This window comes from Sorangium sp. So ce362, from assembly GCF_051519845.1.
Classification (GTDB): Bacteria; Myxococcota_A; Polyangia; order Polyangiales; family Polyangiaceae; genus Sorangium.
Genome location: NZ_CP150332.1, coordinates 5,830,934 through 5,849,904, shown reverse-complemented (window position 1 = coordinate 5,849,904; position 18,971 = coordinate 5,830,934). Strand labels below are relative to the sequence as shown.

General features: G+C 70.3%; 16 protein-coding genes. 11 read left to right on the top strand and 5 right to left on the bottom strand.

Annotated elements, in window-relative coordinates; genetic code table 11:
- Positions 1-22 precede the first annotated feature (22 nt).
- Complete coding sequence (locus tag WMF17_RS22305) at positions 23-949, bottom strand: lysophospholipid acyltransferase family protein (protein WP_437604099.1); 927 nt, start codon at positions 947-949, stop codon at positions 23-25.
- Positions 950-1,036: 87 nt separating this feature from the next.
- Here WMF17_RS22305 and WMF17_RS22300 point away from each other — a divergent pair, with 87 nt between their 5' ends.
- The 3 genes from WMF17_RS22300 (at position 1,037) to WMF17_RS22290 (ending at position 4,058) form a co-directional block, all read left to right on the top strand.
- Positions 1,037-2,014, top strand: coding sequence for an NAD-dependent epimerase/dehydratase family protein (locus tag WMF17_RS22300; RefSeq protein ID WP_437604098.1), 978 nt, complete (start codon positions 1,037-1,039; stop codon positions 2,012-2,014).
- A 10-nt stretch (positions 2,015-2,024) separates the two neighbouring features.
- Complete coding sequence (locus tag WMF17_RS22295) at positions 2,025-2,690, top strand: class I SAM-dependent methyltransferase (RefSeq protein WP_437604097.1); 666 nt, start codon at positions 2,025-2,027, stop codon at positions 2,688-2,690.
- 66 nt (positions 2,691-2,756) lie between these two features.
- A complete protein-coding gene (locus tag WMF17_RS22290) occupies positions 2,757-4,058 on the top strand; it encodes a hypothetical protein (RefSeq protein WP_437604096.1) in 1,302 nt (433 codons plus the stop codon).
- Positions 4,059-4,149: 91 nt separating this feature from the next.
- On the opposite strand, the gene WMF17_RS22285 is transcribed toward WMF17_RS22290, so the two are convergent.
- Together WMF17_RS22285 and WMF17_RS22280 are read right to left on the bottom strand one after the other, a co-directional pair.
- Positions 4,150-5,163: a hypothetical protein gene (locus WMF17_RS22285; protein ID WP_437651163.1), complete on the bottom strand. Its 1,014-nt coding sequence runs from the start codon at positions 5,161-5,163 to the stop codon at positions 4,150-4,152.
- Positions 5,164-5,193: 30 nt separating this feature from the next.
- On the bottom strand, positions 5,194-8,391 hold the full coding sequence (locus WMF17_RS22280) for a TonB-dependent receptor (RefSeq protein WP_437651161.1): 3,198 nt from the start codon (positions 8,389-8,391) through the stop codon (positions 5,194-5,196).
- A 267-nt stretch (positions 8,392-8,658) separates the two neighbouring features.
- Here WMF17_RS22280 and WMF17_RS22275 point away from each other — a divergent pair, with 267 nt between their 5' ends.
- The 7 genes from WMF17_RS22275 (at position 8,659) to WMF17_RS22245 (ending at position 14,836) form a co-directional block, all read left to right on the top strand.
- Positions 8,659-9,438, top strand: a complete 780-nt coding sequence (locus WMF17_RS22275) for an energy transducer TonB (RefSeq protein ID WP_437651159.1) — start codon at positions 8,659-8,661, stop codon at positions 9,436-9,438.
- 169 nt (positions 9,439-9,607) lie between these two features.
- Positions 9,608-10,324, top strand: a complete 717-nt coding sequence (locus WMF17_RS22270) for a MotA/TolQ/ExbB proton channel family protein (RefSeq protein ID WP_437494415.1) — start codon at positions 9,608-9,610, stop codon at positions 10,322-10,324.
- Between the two features lie 111 nt (positions 10,325-10,435).
- A complete protein-coding gene (locus WMF17_RS22265) occupies positions 10,436-10,852 on the top strand; it encodes an ExbD/TolR family protein (RefSeq protein WP_437604092.1) in 417 nt (138 codons plus the stop codon).
- Between the two features lie 5 nt (positions 10,853-10,857).
- Positions 10,858-11,310: an ExbD/TolR family protein gene (locus tag WMF17_RS22260; RefSeq protein WP_437651157.1), complete on the top strand. Its 453-nt coding sequence runs from the start codon at positions 10,858-10,860 to the stop codon at positions 11,308-11,310.
- A gap of 138 nt (positions 11,311-11,448) precedes the next feature.
- A complete protein-coding gene (gene thiC, locus WMF17_RS22255; protein ID WP_437604289.1) occupies positions 11,449-12,843 on the top strand; it encodes a phosphomethylpyrimidine synthase ThiC in 1,395 nt (464 codons plus the stop codon).
- Positions 12,844-12,856: 13 nt separating this feature from the next.
- Complete coding sequence (locus tag WMF17_RS22250; RefSeq protein WP_437651155.1) at positions 12,857-13,657, top strand: thiamine biosynthesis protein; 801 nt, start codon at positions 12,857-12,859, stop codon at positions 13,655-13,657.
- Between the two features lie 126 nt (positions 13,658-13,783).
- A complete protein-coding gene (locus WMF17_RS22245; RefSeq protein ID WP_437651153.1) occupies positions 13,784-14,836 on the top strand; it encodes a type IV pilus twitching motility protein PilT in 1,053 nt (350 codons plus the stop codon).
- A 202-nt stretch (positions 14,837-15,038) separates the two neighbouring features.
- Here the strand turns inward: WMF17_RS22245 and WMF17_RS22240 are convergent, their stop codons facing one another.
- Complete coding sequence (locus WMF17_RS22240) at positions 15,039-15,176, bottom strand: hypothetical protein (RefSeq protein WP_437651507.1); 138 nt, start codon at positions 15,174-15,176, stop codon at positions 15,039-15,041.
- A gap of 1,046 nt (positions 15,177-16,222) precedes the next feature.
- On the opposite strand from WMF17_RS22240, the gene bioB reads away from it, so the two are divergent.
- On the top strand, positions 16,223-17,275 hold the full coding sequence (bioB, locus tag WMF17_RS22235; protein ID WP_437651151.1) for a biotin synthase BioB: 1,053 nt from the start codon (positions 16,223-16,225) through the stop codon (positions 17,273-17,275).
- Here bioB and WMF17_RS22230 read toward each other — a convergent pair.
- On the bottom strand, positions 17,214-18,971 hold the full coding sequence (locus WMF17_RS22230) for a mechanosensitive ion channel family protein (RefSeq protein WP_437651149.1): 1,758 nt from the start codon (positions 18,969-18,971) through the stop codon (positions 17,214-17,216). The two genes, bioB and WMF17_RS22230, sit on opposite strands and share 62 nt — an antisense overlap.

The following is an 18,971-nucleotide window of genomic DNA, read 5'->3' as shown; positions in this document are numbered from 1 at the left end:
ACGCGATCACGCGATCACGCGATCACCAGAAGATGCTCTTCCGCTCCTTCAGCCCGCGGTTCAGCATCGACTGGATCCGGCCCTTCACGAGGCCGACCTTCTCCTGGATCACCGCGTCGTCGTCGTCGGGATCGCCCTGGAACGTCATGGGCTCGCCGAAGTAGATCCTGTATCGGGTCGGCAGCGGCATCTGGCCGCCGGGGATCAGCACCTGAGGGATGATGGGGAACGTCGGCATCCCGAGCGCCTTCGAGACCGACTCGAGGTTGCCGAGCGAGATGTACTGTTCCTCGCCCCCGACGACCGCGATGGGCACGATCGGCGTGTCGGTCTCGAGCGCGAGCCGCATGAACCCGAGCCCGAAGTCGAGCAGCTGATAGCGGCTGGAGAACCCCTTCGAGATCCCGCGCGTCCCCTCCGGGAACACAAGGATCGCGGCGCCCATGTCGAGCAGCCGCCGCGCGTTCTCGGGCACGCCGACCACCTGGCCCACGCGCGAGAAGAACGTCGCCACGAACGGCAGGGTCTGCGTCCACTTCTCGACCATGCTCCGCATCACGCGCGGCGGCTCGGCGTCGAGGAACAGCGAGGCCGCGATCAGCAGGCCGTCGAACGGGAGCTGGCCGGAGTGGTTGGCGATCAGGAGGACCCGTCCGGTCGGAACGCGCTCGATGCCGAACACCTCGGTCCGGAAATAGAAGCGATGAAAGAAGGCCGCGACCCCGACCGCGTACTTCGCCCACGCGCGGTCGAGCCCGAACGGGTCCACCCCGTCGGCGGCGTGCGGCAGCGCGACCCGGCGCAGCCGATCCTCGAAATCCTGACCGAGCAACCGGATGGTCGCGTCGTCGATCGTGCCGCGCAGGCTGTCGACCCCGACCCGCGCGAGCGGCAGCGCGCTGTGGGTGACGAAGTGGCTCAGCCTGGCGAGCGTCGTTCTGCTGGCCATGGGCGCGGGACGATAGCAAACCTCGCGTGAGACTGCACCGGCAGGAAGGGCTTGACCATCGGCCTCCTCGAAGCGACCGTCGCTCCGATGAGCGAACGAATGCTCGGTCGAGGCCGCCGCCCCGGCGCAGATACGGATCCGTCCCTCCGGCCGATCCTCATCACCGGCATCTGCGGTCGTCTCGGACGGCGGCTCGCGCGGCGCCTCCACCGCGAGCGGCGCGTGATCGGCGTCGACCGGCGCAGCTTCGACGGGGGCCCCAAGGACATCGAGCATCACCAGATCGATATCCGCCGCAAGAAGACCCAGGACATCTTCCGCCAGGAGCAGCTCGCCGCGGTGGTCCACCTCGGGGTCATGCACGACCCGCGGGCCAGCCAGATGGAGCACCACAGCTGGAACCTCGCAGGCTTCCAGCGGCTGCTCGAGTTCGTCGCGCAGTACGACGTGCCCAAGCTCATCGTGCTGTCCAGCGCGAACGCCTACGGGCCGCGCCCCGACAACCCGCAGTTCATCACCGAGGACGCGCCGCTGCTCGGCGGCGCCTCGTTCAGCGAGATCCGCGACCTCATCGAGGTCGACATGCTGGCGCAGTCGTTCTTCTGGAAGCACCCGCAGACCGAGACGGTCGTCCTCCGGCCGGTCCACATCCTCGGCTCCGTGCGCAACGCGCCGTCGAACTACCTCCGGCTCAACGTCATCCCGACGCTCCTCGGCTTCGATCCGATGGTGCAGGTCATTCACCAGGACGACGTTGTCTCCGCGATCGCCGCGGCGCTCCGCCCCGGCGTGCGCGGGATCTTCAACCTCGCGGGCCCGGCGCCGCTGCCGCTCTCGCGCGTCATCGACATGACCGGGCGGGCGCGCGCGGCGATCCCTCACTTCGTCATGCAGACGATCATCCCGCGGCTCTGGCGGTTCCGGGCGACCTCGTTCCCGGCCCCCGAGCTCGATCACATCCGCTACGTGTGCATGGTCGACGACCGGCGCGCGCGCGAGATCCTCGGCCACACGCATCAGCACGACATCCAGGAGACCGTCCAGGCGGTCGACGACATCACCTGAAGGGCGCGTCATGAAGCGATCGACCCGGATCGAGCGGCTCGTCGGCTATTACGAGGACTTCGCGCCCGACTACGTCTCCACCTGGAAGGACATCCAGCACTACGAGAAGCCCGTGCGCGCGTTCCTGCGCGATGCCGTCCCCGAGGGGGGCCGCGTGCTCGACGCGGGCTGCGGTCCGGGCCACCTCACGCGCGATCTCCCGCCGTCCGTCGACGTCGTCGGCTTCGACATCGCCGAGGGCATGCTCGAGATCGCCCGCAAGAAGCGGCCCCACGGCGCGTACCACCGGCACGACTACCACCTCCCGATCCCCCGCTCGTGGGGGCGGTTCGACGTCGCGCTCGCGCTCGGAACGCTGGAGTTCTGCGACGATCTCGCGCTCGCCCTCACGAACCTCGCCGGCGCGATGCGCCCCTCCGGCCGGATGCTGGTGAGCATCGTCGAGCGCAGGCCGCACGTCCGGATGCACGAGCGCGCCGCGCGCCCGCTCTCCGACGCCGAGCTGTCCGGCGTGAGCATGTATCTTTACACGTTCGCCGAGCAGACAGACGCGATCCTGCGCTCGGGCCTGCTCCCGCGCAGCTACCGCCTCCACCCGGGCTGGCGACACACCGAGTACGACGTCGACGTGCTCTACGCCCTCTGGGATCTCGAGGCCCCGCGCAGCGGCCGATGATGCGTCGAGGACACGCGGCGAGCCTTTCCGCGCCGCGCCGTCCGGGGTAGAGAGGGCGACGGTGCAATGGAAGTGAAGCTCGGGGGCGCCTTCCTGACCTGCGCGATGGGGCCGTTGCACCACGCCGGCGCGTCCATTCAGGCCAGCAGGGTGCCGGAGGGGCTCGGTGCGCTCACCCCCGAGGGGCTCCTCGGCGGCTTCCAGCGCGGCGTCGAGCACGCGGCGAAGCTCGCCGGCGTCCGCAAGGAGGACGTCGAGCGCCTCCTCCCCATGGACGAGGTGCGCGAGGCGGTCGAGCGGCTCGGCGACAGCCAGACCGAGGCCGTTGTCGCGTGGGACGTCTACGCGGGGCGCATCGGCGGGCTGCTCGAGGGGGTCGCCGAGGTGACCGACTACGGCCAGGCGCCGGACGTCGGCCTGTGCCTGGAGCGGCTGGCGAACAAGGTCCGGCGCGATCGTCCTTTCGCGGAGCCGCTCCAGGCGCTCGCCGACGACATCGCGACCTGGCAGACGATGATCGGCCGCTGCCGCAAGCTGCTCGACGAGAGCGGCGGCGGCGCGCTCGCCAAGGCGTACCGCCGCCGGCAGATCCGCAAGCTCGCGTCGATCGCGGTCTCGGCCCTCGTCATCGTGGCGGCGCTGTCGGTGATCGTGCGGGTCCAGACCGCCCGCGCGCGCGTCGACGCGCTCCTCGCGCGCCCCGAGGTGTGCGCCGTCCGCGAGATCGCGTCGGGCGATCTCGGCCGGGCGGCGAGCGAGCAGCAGCGGCGCGTGGCCGCGCGGATGGAGCAGTGCGCCGCGGTGGAGGCCCGGGAGGCGCGCGAGCGCGAGGAGCGGGTGCGCGCCGAGGAGAAGGCGCGCGCCGAGGAGAAGGCGCGCGCGGAGCGCGACGAGAAGTGCGCCGCGCTCGCCGTGCGGTTCAAGGCGGGGGCGTTCTCGGAGGAGGACGGCAAGCTCGCCGGCGTGAACAACGATCTGCTCCGGCGGATCGCGCAGCGGAGGCTCCTCGCCACCGACGTCGGGCCGACCGGTCCTGCGCTCCCGTGCGACGGCGCGCGCGGCGGCGACGAGCTGCGCGCGGCGTTCGCGGACGCCCTGATCGCGTCGGTCTGGACGTGGGTGCCGTCCGCCGATCCCGGCCCGAAGCTCGGCGAGGTGCTCGCGGCGCGCCGCGCGGAGCTGCCCCCCCGCGCGCAGACGACGCTGTCGTTCCGCACCGTGCACGAGGCCAAGCGGGCGATCGTATCGGGCGATCCGGCCGCGCTCGGGCGGGCGACGCGCCTGTGCGCGCTCACGGCCGCGCTCGAGATCGCGAGCGGTGCCGGCTGCGCGGCGCTGGAGAGGATCGCGGGCAAGCCGGCGCCGTGAGCCTGCGCTCAGGGACGACGCCGGGGAGGTGAGGGGAGGGGGAGCCGGAGCAGCGCGGGCGCGGCGATGGGCGTCGCGCCCGCGGGGCTGTCTACTTGAAGGCGGGGATCGACTCCGAGTCGATCACGCAGAAGTGATCGGTCTCTTCCTGCGCGGGGTCCACCGCCGCGCACTTCACCTTGAGCTCCGGCGAGATGCCTGAGAGGGGGTCCTGGCAGATCGTGTCATCGGGTTTCCCGCCATTCCCACAAGCGACCAGCGGCCAGAGCCCGACGACCTTGTACCGCGCCGTGCAGCTCTCTTCCGAATACGTGACTTCCGCCTCGAACTGATTCCCGAGGTTGGCGGCCGTCACGTACACGCGCAGATTGCTCCACTCGAGCTTGCGCGATCCCGGCTCCAGAGGCGGCTCGCCGCCTTCACCGGCGCCGTCGTCTCCAGCGCCGCCGGCGCCGCCAACGCCACCTTCGCCGGCGCCGCCAGCACCACCTTCGCCGGCGCCGCCCTCGCCGCCAGCACCACCTTCGCCGGCGCCGCCAGCACCACCTTCGCCGGCACCGCCAGCACCACCTTCGCCGGCGCCGCCAGCACCACCTTCGCCGGCGCCGCCCTCGCCGCCAGCACCACCTTCGCCGGCGCCGCCTTCGCCGCCGGCGCCGCCCTCGCCGGCGGGCAGCACCACCACCTCGGCAGGGGCGAGCGACGGTACCGTGCAGATGTCGTTGTCATCCGGCTGGAGGGCCGCGAAGGTTCCGATCGCGAACGCGTTCAGGTCCGGGTTCGGGTCGATCGTGGCGCCGCCGCGGTACCAGCCGCCGAACTCCTCGGTCTGGATCGCGACGAGCTTCGTCTCCCGATCGGGGATCTGGTCGCCGTTCGCGTCCGGGTTGTAGGTCTGCATCCCCACGCGCTCGACAGTGCCATTCTTCCGACCGCAGGGGCTCTCCGCATCCCCGTCGATCAGCGTGAACTTCGTCGCGTACGGGTAATAGCTGGCGGTGCCGACCATGCATTCGGGCTTGGGCTGCGAGCAGCCCGGCGACATCGCCGCGAGCGGTGAGAGCGCCGCGAGCCCCGCCATCCCAACAAGCCATCGCCTCTTCATCGCTTGCTTCCTTTCACCGGCGCGCCGCGCCTAGAACGTGACCCGCGCGCCGAACCGGAACTGCCGGGGCGTCTGGTACTGTGTCGGCTTGCCGAAGTTCGGGTTCTTGGCGTTCTCCGCGAGCGGCTTGCCGTCCATGGTGGTCACGCACGTCGATTTTCCGGGCCCCGATTCCAGATCCTCGGGCGTTCCATCGACGCACGGGTTCACGTTCGCCGTCGTGTAGCGCTGGTCCACCGCGACGATCTGCTGGAAGTTGAAGATGTTGAAGACATCCATGCTGACGGTGAGCTGGCTGTCCTTCGAGAGCCGGACCGAATAGCCGAGGTGGCCATCGAAGTTGTGCTGCCAGGGCAGCCGCTCGCCGGCGCCGCGGGGCAGGATGAACGCCTCGTCATAGCTGTACAGGTAGTGCGAACCCCAGTAGTCGATGGGGGCGCCCGAGCGGGACCGGTACGTGAGGCCGAGGTCGACGAGCATGTTCTTCGGGAGCTCGAACGTCTTCGCGCCGTAGATCTTGATCTCGTGCGCGTTGTCGCCGGGCAGGGCCCCGTCGCGGTTGACGAGGAGCGAGGCCAGATCGAACTCCGAGTTGATGTTCGGATCGAGCTGGTCCGTCTCGGGCTTGAAGAGGCCCGAGTAGTTGCCGCGCAGGTAGGACAGCGTGTAGCTCGCCTGGGCGAGCCACAGGTCGGCGAAGGCCTTCTGGAAATAGAGGGTCACCGCGTCGTAGTCGCGCCTCGCCTCGGGGAAGTCCTTCGCGATCCCCTTCCCGGGGTTGCCGATGAAGTAGGTGTTCGCCTCGTCCCGGCTCATGTCCTCGATGACGTTGTTCATCCAGCGCTTCGTGTACGTCGCGCCGATCCGCCCGTTCGCGATGATCTCGTACTCGCCGCCGACCACGAGCTCGTCGGACGACTGCGGCGCGATGTCCGGATCCACAGGGGACTTGCCGCCGCCGATCGTGTACCACGACCGGTTCGGATCGTGGCTCCCCATGATCTCGGGCCGGTTCGCGTCGCCCCGGCACTGCCCTTCGCCATAGCCCTTCGCGTCCACGGGATCCTCGGGGTTACAGCCGTCGTCGCCCTTGACGTGGTAAGAGCGGACGTTCCGCTCGTCGCCGAACGCGCGATCCATCATGTCGAGGGGGACGCTCTCGTAGTACCGTGCGTAGTTCGCGAACACCTTCGACCGGCCCTGCTGCGTGATGTCGTAGACGACGCCCACGCGCGGGGACCACTGGTTCGCGAGCGCCAGCCCGAGCTTGCCGTCGCTGGCGTACAGGTACTGCGCGTCGTAGCGCATTCCGACGTTCAACGTCACCTGGTCGAGGATGCTCCAGCTGTCCTGCACGAACGCGCCGATCGTCGCCCCGAGCGACGTCACCGTGATCTTGTCCTGGATCACGTAGTCCCTGGCGCCGGGGCCGGTCGCCAGGCCATCCGGACCGGTCAGGAAGCCGAGCTGTCGCTCGTCGTGGAAGGCGTCCCAGTCTCCCTCTTCCTGGTAGCTGGTGCCGCCCGCGTACGCCTTGATGTGCTTGTACGTCGTGATCTCGCCGTCGATGCCGGCCTTGACGACGTGGTGACCGAGCGCCTCGAAGATGCTCGTCACCATCGCCTTGAGCTGGAAGCGGTTGAGCGAGGCGTCGTCGAGAAAGTCAGGGCCGCCTTTCCTGTACGTGTTCAGCGCGCACGGATCGTGGGTCTCGGAGAGCTCTCTTCCGTTCTCGTCGAGCTCGCCGGTCCGCCGGCTCAGCCACCTGCACATCTGCCGGGCCTCGGGCGAGAGCCGCTCGAATTCGCCGATCGAGTGCCGGTAGGGGTCGTACTTCCCGAAGCCCACGAAGGGCCTGCCCGCCAGGCCCTCGTTCGTCCCGAGCTCCGAGCCGTCCGAGGGCAGCCGCGCGCTGCGCTGGCTGTGCCAGCCGAGCGTCGCGTCGAGCAGCAGGGTCTTGTTGTTGAACGCCGATGCCCACTTCAGCGCGACGTCGTTCGATGACGCCACGTACTCGTGCGCCATCGCGTTGTACGTGCCGGCGATGTTGGCCACCTCGACGATGCCCTGCTGCGGGTCGTACCCGAAGTTGCCGTTGCCGCCGGAGGAGGACGGCGATCCGTAGACCGAGAGCGCGATGCTGTGATCCGGGTCGATCTGGTAGGTCAGCTTGCCGAGGTACTGCAGCGTCTGCTCCTCGGCGCGGTAGAAGCTCTGCGTGCCCGGCAGCCGGTCGAGGACGTTGAGCCCCGTCTCGGGATCCGTCACCGTCTCGAAGGTGTCGCGGTCGTAGCGCGTGGCGAACAGGTTGCGCTCCAGCTCGTGGCTCTTGAACGCGACAGCGGCGCCCGCGAAGAACCAGAGCTTGTCCTTCAGGATGGGGCCGCCGACCTCGAAGCCGTAGTCGCGGATGGACGACAGGCGCGTGTCCGTCTGGACGGTGGCGCCCTGGCGGCGGACCTCCTTGAGCTTCCCCTCGGTGGCGCCGGGCGTGATGTTGAAGAAGACCGAGCCCTGGAACCTGTTGCCTCCGCTCTTCGTGACCACGTCGAGGACGCCTCCGGTCGCGCGGCCGAACTCGGGCATGTACCCGCCGGCGATCACGTTGACCTCCTTGATGAACTCCATGGTGAGCGGCGTGCCGATGATCCCGTACGCCGGGTCGTTCACCGAGAGGCCGTCGATCACGTACTGGTTCTCGGGCGACGACGTGCCGGCGATGGACGTCCCGTACTCGTCCGTCTGCGCGCCGGGCGTGGTCGCGGCGATCGATTCGAACGAGCGCGACGCCGCGCCCTTCCCCGTCGGGGGCGCCACGGCGATGCGCCGCGTGAAGTCCTCCGTGATGTTCTGGCCCACCGTGCTCGAGCCGACGTCGACCGTCGGCGCGCGGCCGACGACGACGATCTCCTCCGCCTTCAGCGCCTCCGGCAGCAGCTCGACATTGACCCGGAGGGTCGTCCCGGAGCGGACCGCGATTCCGCCGCGCGCGTACGGCTTGAACGACTCCTTCTCCAGGCGGAGTGTGTAGTCGCCTGGAGGCAGGTTCGGGATACGGTACTGGCCTGTGCCGTCCGTGACCACGAGCTGCTCCCCTTGCAGCGCGGGTGAGGTCGCCGTCACGACCACATCGGCGACGGGCGCTTTGCTCGAGGCGTCGATTACCCGTCCGATCAGAACGCTGTTGCCCGTCTGCGCGAGCGCCGGCACCGCGGTCAACAAAGTCATGGCGAGCAGCACCAATGCCGCCCACATCCCCAACGGTGCACGTGGTGAGCGCGCTCCGTGTTTCATCCTCTTTTCGAGAAACTTCACGGAATTCCCTCCAGAAGTGTAGGCCCCTCGAGTCCCTCCTCACCCTAGACAGGAATCGCGCGAGACAATAGACTTTTTTGTAGTACTTGCTCGCTTGTACACTCCGGGTAGGCGCCGCACGCTTCCACACGGCGTCTCCCTATCGAAGAACAGCTCGAGTTCTAGGAGTTACGACCGCCCATGTTCGACTCGGTACTCGGCCGCGCCACCGCCACCCAGGGGCGTCTAGGGACGGGCGCAGCGCTCTCCATCGTCGCCCACGCGGCGATCGCGGCGGCGATCCTCGGGCTGGCCGCGCGCCCTGGGGTCGAGAAGCAGAAGGACGTCGAGGTCACCTTCTTCGCCGCGCCGCCGCCGCCGCCGCCACCTCCGCCGCCGCCGCCGCCGCCGGGAGGCGGCGCGAAGCGCCCGCCGAAGGTGGAGCGCATCGAGCAGCCGAAGCCTGTCAAGACACCTGACACCATCTACGACATGCCGGAGAAGCCCAAGGCCAAGGCGCCTGAGCCGGAGCCGCCCAGGGAGGAGGCGCCGGAGCAGCCGGGCGGCGTCGAGGGGGGAGTCGAGGGCGGCGTTGCAGGCGGGACCGTCGGCGGCCAGGTCGGCGGGCAGATCGGCGGTACGCTGGGCGGCCAGCTCGGCGGTCAGCTGGGCAGCACGGCGCCGCCGCAAAACGTGGTGCTGCCGTTCGGCGCCGGGATGAGCCGGCCGACGATGATCTCGGGGCGAGATCCGCAGTACACGCGCGAGGCGCTCGCCGCGCGGGTGGAGGGCCTCGCGATTGTCAAGTGCGTCATCAAGGTCGACGGCGTCCTGACCCAGTGCCGCATGGTCAAATCACTGCCCCACATGGACAAGGCGATCCTCGATGCGCTCTCGGGCCGTCGCTACACCCCGGTGATGTACCAGGGGCGCCCCGTCTCGGTCGACTACGTGTTCAACATCCGGCTCAAGCTCCCTTGACCGCCGGGCCCGGGGGTGTTGTTGAACGGGCTCGGCACGTAGTAGAGAAGGGTACGGGGTAGGTCCGCTCGGAGGTACTGTCGAGTTCGCTACGGCGTCGAGAGGCGCTGATCCAGCCTAGCCAAAACCATCACGACACCATGGAGCGCCAGGAGGCGCGAGCGAGACGATGCAATTCACGTTGATTGAGCTGTGGGGCCACATGGGGCTCTTCGCGAAGCTGATCGTGTTCGCGCTGGCCCTCATGTCCGTCTCGTCCCTGATCATCTTCGGCGAGCGCCTCGTCGTGTCGTTCAAGTCGCGCGCCGCCTCCCGCGCCTTCGCGGAGCGGGTGGGGCCGATGCTCGCCCGGGGCGAGTTCGAGGGCGCCCGGGCCGCCGCCAAGCCCCCGGCCGAGCTTGGCTACCTCGGGCGCGTCATCGGCGCCGGGCTCGCCGCCTACGCGTCGAGCGCCCCCTCCCGGCTGCCGGCGCAGGGGCACGAGCGCGACGGTGTGTTCGAGTCGGTCTCGCGGGCCCTCGAGCGCCAGGCGCAGCGCGAGGTGCTCAGTCTGAAGCGCGGCTACGGCCTGCTCGCCACGGTCGGCTCCACGGCGCCGTTCGTCGGCCTGCTCGGGACGGTCATGGGCATCGTGACCGCGTTCCAGCAGATGGCGGCCGCCGGCTCCGGCGGCCTCGGCACCGTCTCGGCGGGTATCGCGGAGGCGCTCATCACGACCGCCTTTGGCCTGCTCGTCGCGATCCCGGCCGTCATGGGCTACAACTATCTCCAGGGCTGGGTCGACGCCCGGGCGATCGACATCTCGGAGTCGTCGAACGAACTCCTCGACATCGTGGCGAAGCGGCTCGACGGCCGCCTCGCGCCGGCCTCCGACGAGGCCGCTTGACACAGAGCCCGCGCGATACGGTGCCTGTCGGGTCGCGGAGCGCGGCGCGCGGCGCCGTGCGCCCGCGGCGAGGCGCGCGCTGACGCGCTCAGCCGGGAAGCGAGCGTTCCAATGGGGATGGCTGCCGGCCCGCAGAAGGGCCTCAAGAGCGAGATCAACGTCACGCCGCTCGTCGACGTCGTGCTGGTGCTGCTCATCATCTTCATGGTCGTCACGCCGATGCTGCAGCGCGGCAAGGACGTGAAGTTGCCGCAGGCCGCGAAGGTGGACGAGGAGAAGAAGGAGGTGGACCCGCTGATCCTCTCCGTGACGCTGGAGAAGACGGTGTGGGTCGAGAACGACCCGTACGATGAGGCCGGGCTCGCCGCGCGGCTCACGCGCGAGTTCGCCGCGAACAGCGGGCGCAAGGTGCTGGTCAAGGGGGACCAGCGCCTCTCGTTCGGCGACGTCCGCAGGGTGATGGAGACGGCGCGCAAGGCGGGCGCGAAGAGCGTGTCGCTGGCGGTCGAGGAGCTGAAGGGGAGGTAGCGGCGATGAGCGCTCGCGCGAAGAGGAAGTTCGTCGTCAAGCCGGCGGTGCCGCTGAGCTCGGACATCAACGTGACGCCGCTCGTCGACGTCGTGCTGGTGCTGCTCATCATCTTCATGGTCGTGACGCCGCTGCTCGAGAAGGACATCGGCGTGCGCGTGCCGGACACCGAGCAGGTCAAGGTGGACACCCCCCCGCCGCCCGACCAGCTGGTCGTCCGGGTGAGCGCGCAGGGCGAGCTCCTGGTGAACGACGAGCGGGTCGAGCGCGCCGATCTCGTCGGCAAGCTCAGGCCGCTCCTCGAGCGCCAGAGCAGGCCGCAGGACAGGATCGTCTTCGTCGTCGCCGACGACAGCGCCGTCTATGGCACCGTGGTGGAGGTGCTCGACGGCGCGAAGGCGGCCGGCGCGCAGACGCTCGGCATGATGACCGAGCTCCCCGAGCCGCCCACGCCGTGAGCGGCGCGCGCCCACGCGGCGCGCCGGTTCGTGGGCCCTGGTTCGCGGGCTCGGCGCGGGCGGCCCGGCGCGACGGGAGGCTTGCGTCGCGCGCGGTCGCGACCTACACCGCCCACCTCGAAAGGGAGGTTATCGATGTTGCGGACCGAATGGGTGAGCAAGCGCTCCGGGAGCCCCAACCAGAGCCAGATGCACTTCGCGAGGAAGGGCGTCGTCACGGAGGAGATGGAGTACGTCGCCCGCCGTGAAAACCTCGCGCCCGAGCTCATCCGCAGCGAGGTCGCGCGCGGCCGGATGATCATCCCCGCCAACAAGAACCACCTGAACCTCGAGCCGATGTGCATCGGCATCGCGTCGCTCTGCAAGGTGAACGCGAACATCGGCAACAGCCAGACCACGAGCGACGTGAACGGCGAGCTCGAGAAGCTGCGCTACTCCATCAAGTACGGCGCCGACACGGTGATGGACCTGTCGACCGGCGGCGACATCGACGGCATCCGCCGCGCGATCATCGCCGACTCCCCGGTGCCGATCGGGACGGTGCCGATCTACCAGGCGCTCGAGGCGTGCAAGGGCACGGACAAGATGACGGCCGCGGACCTCATCGACATGCTCGAGCACCAGGCGAAGCAGGGGGTCGATTACTTCACGATCCACGCGGGCGTGCTGCTCGAGCACCTGCCGCTCGTGAAGGGCCGCATCACGGGCATCGTCTCGCGCGGCGGCTCGATCATGGCGCAGTGGATGATCGAGCACCACAAGCAGAACCCGTTCTACACGCACTGGGACAAGGTGCTCGAGGTCTGCGCCAAGTACGACGTCACGATCTCGGCCGGCGACGGCCTCCGCCCTGGCTGCCTCCACGACGCGAGCGACGCGGCGCAGTTCGCCGAGCTGAAGACGCTCGGGGAGCTGACGAAGCGCGCCTGGGAGAAGGACGTGCAGGTCATGATCGAGGGCCCCGGGCATGTGCCGTTCGATCAGATCGCGATGAACGTGCAGAAGGAGATGGAGCTCTGCCACGAGGCGCCGTTCTACGTGCTCGGCCCGCTCGTCACCGATTTCGCGCCCGGCTACGACCACATCACGAGCTGCATCGGCGCGACGATGGCCGGCTTCGCCGGCGCCGCGATGCTCTGTTACGTGACGCCGAAGGAGCACCTCGGCCTGCCGAACGCGGACGACGTGAAGCAGGGCCTCATCGCCTACAAGATCGCCGCCCACGCCGCGGACGTGGCGCGCAAGCGCCCGGGCGCGCGGGATCGCGACGACGCGCTGAGCCGCGCCCGCTATGCCTTCGACTGGAAGCAGCAGTTCGCGCTCTCGCTCGATCCGGAGACGGCCCAGGCGATGCACGACGAGACGCTCCCCCAGGAGTACTTCAAGACCACGGAGTTCTGCTCGATGTGCGGGCCGAAGTTCTGCTCGATGCACATCAACCGTGTGGTCGACGAGTACAACGCGCGGCAGGACCGGCAGGAGCCCGAGAACGCGCCCACGAAGCGCTCGCTCGCGCTCATCGATCAACCGTGACGCCGGGGCGGCCGTGACACGGGGGAGGGGTCGCGCGGTCCTCCCTCGCGCGCCCGTCGCGGCGCGCGCGGCCCTCGTCGCCTGCCTGTCGCCCGTCGCGGCGCGCGCGGTCCTCGTCGCCTGCCTGTCGCGCGTCGCGGCGCGCGCGGCCCTCGTCGCCTGCCTGTCGCGCGTCGCGGCGCGCGCGGCCCTCGTCGCCTGCCTGTCGCTCGTCCTCCTCGCCCCCGTCGCGTGCGGCCGCGACCGCGCGAATTCCTCGCGCGCCTCGTCGTCGCCCTCCTCGCCGACAGCCTCCGTCTCGGCGGCACCGCGCCCGCCGAGCCCTCGCCTCACGGATCCGCGCTGGCGCCTCGCCGCCGGGGACGACCCGCTGGAGTGCGCCCGGCTCGCCGAGGCCGAGGGCGCCTCCGGCCTCCTCGAGGCGCTGGACGACGGCGGCGACATCGCGCTCACGGCGCTGCGCGCGCTGCCTCACGCCGACGACGCCGATCTGGCGCTCGCGCCGCTCGCCGAGCGCGCCCGCGCGGCGTCCGGGGCGTCGCTCGCCCCCCTGCTCGACGCGCTCCTCGGGATCGCCGGCCGTCCGCCGCGCCCGCGCGAGCCGCTCGACCCGGACGGAGCGCGCGCCGCGGCCGCGGCGCTTGTCGAGCTGTCGGGCAGGCGCGGCCTCCCTGCGGAGGAGCGCGCGCTCGCGATCTCGGCGGCGCGCGCGCTCGCCGAGAAGGGGCTCGTCGACCCGCGCCGGATCCCTGCGGATCTGGACCTCGAGGTCACCGGCGCGGGCTCCGCCGGGGGCCAGGCGCCGCAGCCTTGACGTACGTCCTGCGCGGCCGGCGCGGGACGTCAAGGCCGGGCGGCCGTCCTGCGCGGCGCCCCTGGCTGCCGGGTCGACCCGCCGCGCTTTGGGCCGATCGGGGTCTATTTTGGTAGCTTGCCCCCCGTGACGACGCCGTACACCTCCGAGGCTTTCCTCCACCAGCTCCTCGGCAAGGCGCTAGCCGCCCACGCCAGCGACATCCATCTCAAGGTCGGTCAGCCGCCGGGCGCGCGGGTGCGCGGCGATATGGTTTATTTCCGGGTCGACAGGATCCGCCCCGAGGACAGCGAGGCTGCGGCGCGCGTGCTGCTTGCGGGGAGGCCCTCGCGCGAGCTGCTCGCCACGCTCCAGGAGCTTGACACCTCGTATGTCGTCCCGGGCCTTGGCCGGTTCCGGGTCAACCTGTATCGCCAGCGCGGCTCGCTCGCGATCATCCTGCGCAGCATCCCGCTCAAGGTCCCCGCGTTCGATGAGCTGGGCGTGCCTTCGGCGGTGCGGGCGATGGCGGAGCACGACCATGGTCTCGTCCTCGTCGCCGGCACGGCTGGCAGCGGCAAGAGCACCACGCTGGCCGCGTTCGTCGGGCAGATCAACGCGACCTTGCCGCGCCACATCGTCACCCTCGAGGACCCGATCGAGCACGTGCACGACGACAACCGCTCCAGCGTGAGCCAGCGCGAGATCGGCGTGGACACCTCGGATTTTCCGACCGCGCTGCGCTCCGCGTTGCGGCAGGATCCGGACGTCGTGATGCTCAGCGCGCTCCGCGACGGCGAGTCGCTCGATCTGGCGCTGCACGCTGCCGAGACGGGGCACCTCGTGCTTGCGGCCGTGCACACGCCGGACGTCACGCGCACGCTCGGGCGGCTTGTCGCGCTTGGCAGGAGCTCGAGCGAGGTGCGCGACCGTCTGGCCGACTGTTTCCAGGGCGCGGTTGCGCAGCGCCTGCTCCCTCGCCGCGACGGTGCCGGGGAGGTCCTGGCCTCCGAGGTGCTTGTCGCGACGGCCGCGGTGCGCGAGGCGATCCGTCGTCCGGAGGGGAGCCCGTCGTTGCGCGAGCTGATGGAGAAGGGGGTCACGCCTTACGGCATGCAGACCTTCGAGGCGCACCTGCGCCAGCTCGTCGGCCAGGGTGCGATCGCCAAGGAGACGGCCAAGGCGGTGACGTCGCTGTAGCGAACTGCGTCGTTCGCGTCCTGCGCGGAGGTTCGGGGCGGCGAGATGGATGCCCACCCCCGGCCCGTGCTCGGCGCTCCGCGCCTGCGCGCGGTCCGCCCCTCCCAAATCGCGCGCTCCGCGCGCTCAGGGAGGGGTGCGTCGTCTGGTCCCTGCGGCCGGGGTGTGAGGTCCGGAGAAGGGAGGGCGTGCACGACGCGCGTCAGGACATCAGGCCGAGCGCGAAGAGCGCATCGGCCCAGAGCGGCCAGAGCGTGCGGTAGGGGTGGGTCGCCAGCACCACGCCGCCGCTTGGCAGGCGCCGCTGGAGGAGCGACGTTCGCTCTCTTCGGGGTAGCAAGCAATGCCACAGCAGATATCGCGCTCGGAGTCGTTCAGACTCACGCCGGACAGCACGTGGGCGCTATTCAATCCTCCGAAGTGGGCGCGAACCCTGGAGAGAACCTCGTCGATCGAGTGCGTGTCGCACGATATGCTCGCGCTCATCCTCAAGCCGATGAGCTCTCCCGGGGGGACGAGCGCCGAGAGTGCCGCGGCGAAGGCGTCGAGCCGTTCTGCCTCGTTGCACCAGGCGAAGAAGTGAGGTCCTGACTCGCTCATAGCCGGATCACCATGATGAATTCGTTAAAACCATCAAGGGTAACCGTCTCGCCCTCGTTCGAATCGAAGAGGTAGCCATCTGACCATGTACTTCGTTGGGTCGAACTCCGCCCCCTGTTGCATGATGAGCTCGACGCGCTCCACGTCTCCATCGAGCCCCTTCTTCTTCAGGGCCAGCTCAGGCTGTACGGTGTGCCGGCCCAGGCGAACGACGACGCGAGGATCGAGAGCGCCGTGACCGTCGCGACGAGCCTCTGGAAGGCCGTGGTGATCCGGCCGCGCGCCGTACGCTCGGTATCGAAGCGTTCGGCGCACCTCCGAGACCTTCCGTCGCGCTCCGGATGCTTCGTTTCCGTGCCGTGTTGCCTAATTTTCGTACCGTATTGCCTTGTTTTCGAGCCTGAATGCCTAGTTTCCGTGCCGTATTGACTAGTTTCCGTGCCGTATTGACTAGTTTTCGTGCCGTATTGACTAGTTTCCGTGCCTGAAGGCCTCGTTTCCGTGCCGGAAGGCTTCGTTTTCGCGCAGGATGGCTTCGTTTCCGTGCCGGAAGGCTTCGTTTCCGCGCCGGAAGGCTTCGTTTCCGTGCCGGATGCCTTCCTCTTCCTCCAGGCGCAGCCCCCCGCCGCGGGCGCGCCGGGGGCCTCCACCCCCGCGGCGGCGGCGGGGGCTGCGCCTTCTCCCTCCGCGGTTCGCTCCCCTTCCGCGGTTCGTTCCCCCTCCGCGCTCCGCGCCCCGCGCGGCTCGCTTGCGGCGGCGCCTCAAGCCCGGGTATGGAGCGAGCCCATGCTCGAAGGGATCGAACGAGAAACGGCGGAGCACAAAGGTGGACGCGGCGAGCCGGGCGGGCGCGCCCCGGCGGCGGGCGCGATCCGCCACGACTGGACGGTCGAGCAGGCGGTCGCCTTGCACGATCTCCCGCTCTTCGAGCTGATCGACCGCGCGCGCTCGGTCCACCGCGCCTTCCACGGCGAGCACGAGGTGCAGCTCTGCACCTTGCTCAGCGTCAAGACGGGCGGCTGCCCCGAGGACTGCGCCTACTGCCCGCAGTCGAGCCACTACGAGACGGAGGTCGGGGCGGAGCGCATGCTCGACGTCGACGCGGTCCTCGCGGCCGCGGAGCGCGCCCGCGGCGGTGGCTCGACGCGGTTCTGCATGGGCGCCGCGTGGCGCGAGGTGAAGGACGGCCCCGCCTTCGAGCGCGTCCTCGACATGGTGCGCGGCGTGAAGGCCCTCGGCCTCGAGGCGTGCTGCACCCTCGGCATGCTCACCGACGACCAGGCGCGCCGCCTCAAGGAGGCCGGCCTCGACGCCTACAACCACAACCTCGACACGTCGCGGAAAGCCTACAAGTCCATCGTCTCGACCCGCACGTACGACGAGCGGCTCGTCACGCTGCGGAACGTCCGGCGGGCGGGCATCACCGTCTGCTCGGGCGGGATCATCGGCATGGGCGAGTCGATCGCCGACCGCTGCGAGATGCTCGTCGAGCTCGCGCGCCTCGATCCGCAGCCGGAGAGCGTGCCGATCAACGCCCTCGTGCGCTCGCCGGGCACGCCGCTGGAGAGCCTGCCCCCCGTGGACCCGATCGAGTTCGTCCGGATGATCGCGGTCGCGCGGCTCATGATGCCCCGCGCGATGGTGCGCCTGTCCGCCGGCCGGACGGAGCTCTCGCGCGAGGCGCAGCTGCTCTGCATGTACGCGGGGGCGAACTCGATCTTCTACGGAGACAAGCTGCTCACCACCCCGAACCCGGGCCCGGACGAGGACCGCGCGCTCATCGAGAAGGCCGGGCTCCAGCCGATGGCGCCTGCCGCGGCTCACGCCGCCCGCCGTTAGCCGGGCCGCCACCGTCGGCCGCGTCGGCCTGCGGGCGCTCCCCGTCGCGCGCCGCGAGGTGCAGCGTCTGCGTCGGGTGCGCGAGCCGCGACCCGGCCGAGCCGACGATCTCCAGGAAGGTGATCAGCACCTCCTGGCGCATGGTCCGGAACTGGCCGAAGTCGCGCGTCTCGAACCAGGCCATCACCTCGACGTCGAGCGACGAGGGGGCGACGCCGATGAAGCGCACGACGACGTCGTCGGGCCAGATGTGCGGGTGCGCTCGCAGCGCGCGCTCGCACCCCTCGATGATCGCGCGGAGCTGCTCGGGGGTGGTCTCGTGCACGAGGCTCAGCACGCAGGAGAGGCGCATCCGGTCGCGCGCCGTGTACGACTCGATCTGGAGATCGGCCAGCTTGCCGTTCGGGATCGTGACGAGCGTCCGGTCGAGCGTGCGGATCCGGGTCGACCGGAGCCCGATGCTCTCGACCGTGCCGAGGAGCGCGTCGACCCTCACGAAGTCGCCGACCTGGAACGGCCTGTCGATGCCGATCGAGACCGAGCCGAAGAGGTTCTCCACCGTCTTCTGCGCGGCGAGGGCGAGCGCGACGCCGCCGATGCCGAGGCCGGCGAGCAGGCTCGTCACCGGGTAGCCGAGCTCCGACAGCACGGCGATCGCGCCGAAGATCACGATCGCGACCTTCGCGATCCGCCCCATGAGCGGCACGAGCGAGCGCGCCGCGGGGTTGTCGCGCGTCGCGGGGGCGGCGAGCAGGCGGCCGCCGACGGCGTCGATCGCGCAGAGGGCGAACCAGAAGACGGCGACGAAGACGCCGGCGCGCAACACCTTGTCGAGGAACGCCTCGGCCGGCTGGTAGAGCCCGAACCACGGGAGCGCGACCGCGATGGCGAGGAGCGCCGCCGCGAACGTGAGCGGACCGCGCGTGCCCTCGAGGAGCGCGTCGTCGATCGCGGAGCCCGTTCGCACGACGAGGCGGCGGAGCAAGGCGCGGAGGAGGAAGCTCAGCACCGCGCCGACGAGCCAGGCGGCCAGCGCGAGGACCGGCAACGCGAGCCACTGCCACCAGAGCAGCTCGCGCGGGCCCGCGCGCAGCAGCACCGGCGGCAGGTGGTCGCGGAGCCAGCGATCCTCGAGCCGCGTGTACCACTCGTCGACGCGGTCCACGGTCGCGCGCGAGAAGAGCCAGCGTACGCCGTCGGGCGTCGCTCGCCGCACCAGGCGCACCGGCTGGGGCCCTGTCCGGGTCGGGATCTTGCCGAGCTCCTCCACGCCGGCCCCGAGGTTGTCCTGCGCGTCCCCCAGCGGGAGCGGCGAGAGCCTCTCCACGTCCAGCCAGAGGTGCCGGTCGAGCACCGCCTTGAGCTTCTGCGCGAGCACCGCGCCGTCCGCCTTCGGCGGCAGATCGAGGTAGCGCGCGGCCTCGGCGTAGTTGCCCGCGCGGCAAAGCTCGATGAAGCGGCGCATGGAGGCCTGCGGCGAGTCGGGGGCGACCGGGAGCGTCTCGGGATCGACGCCGCCCTCGGCGCTCGCTGGCGGCGCCGAGGGGGCAGGCGGAGGGGCCAGCTCGGCGGCGTTCGCTCCGAGGAGGACGCACCCGGAGACGAGCGCGAACGCGAACGCAGCGCGGAGCCACCACCGCGCCGCCGGCCAGAGGCGGCGCCGCTTCGGCGCCTCGGGAGGATCGTTCCTGGGCAT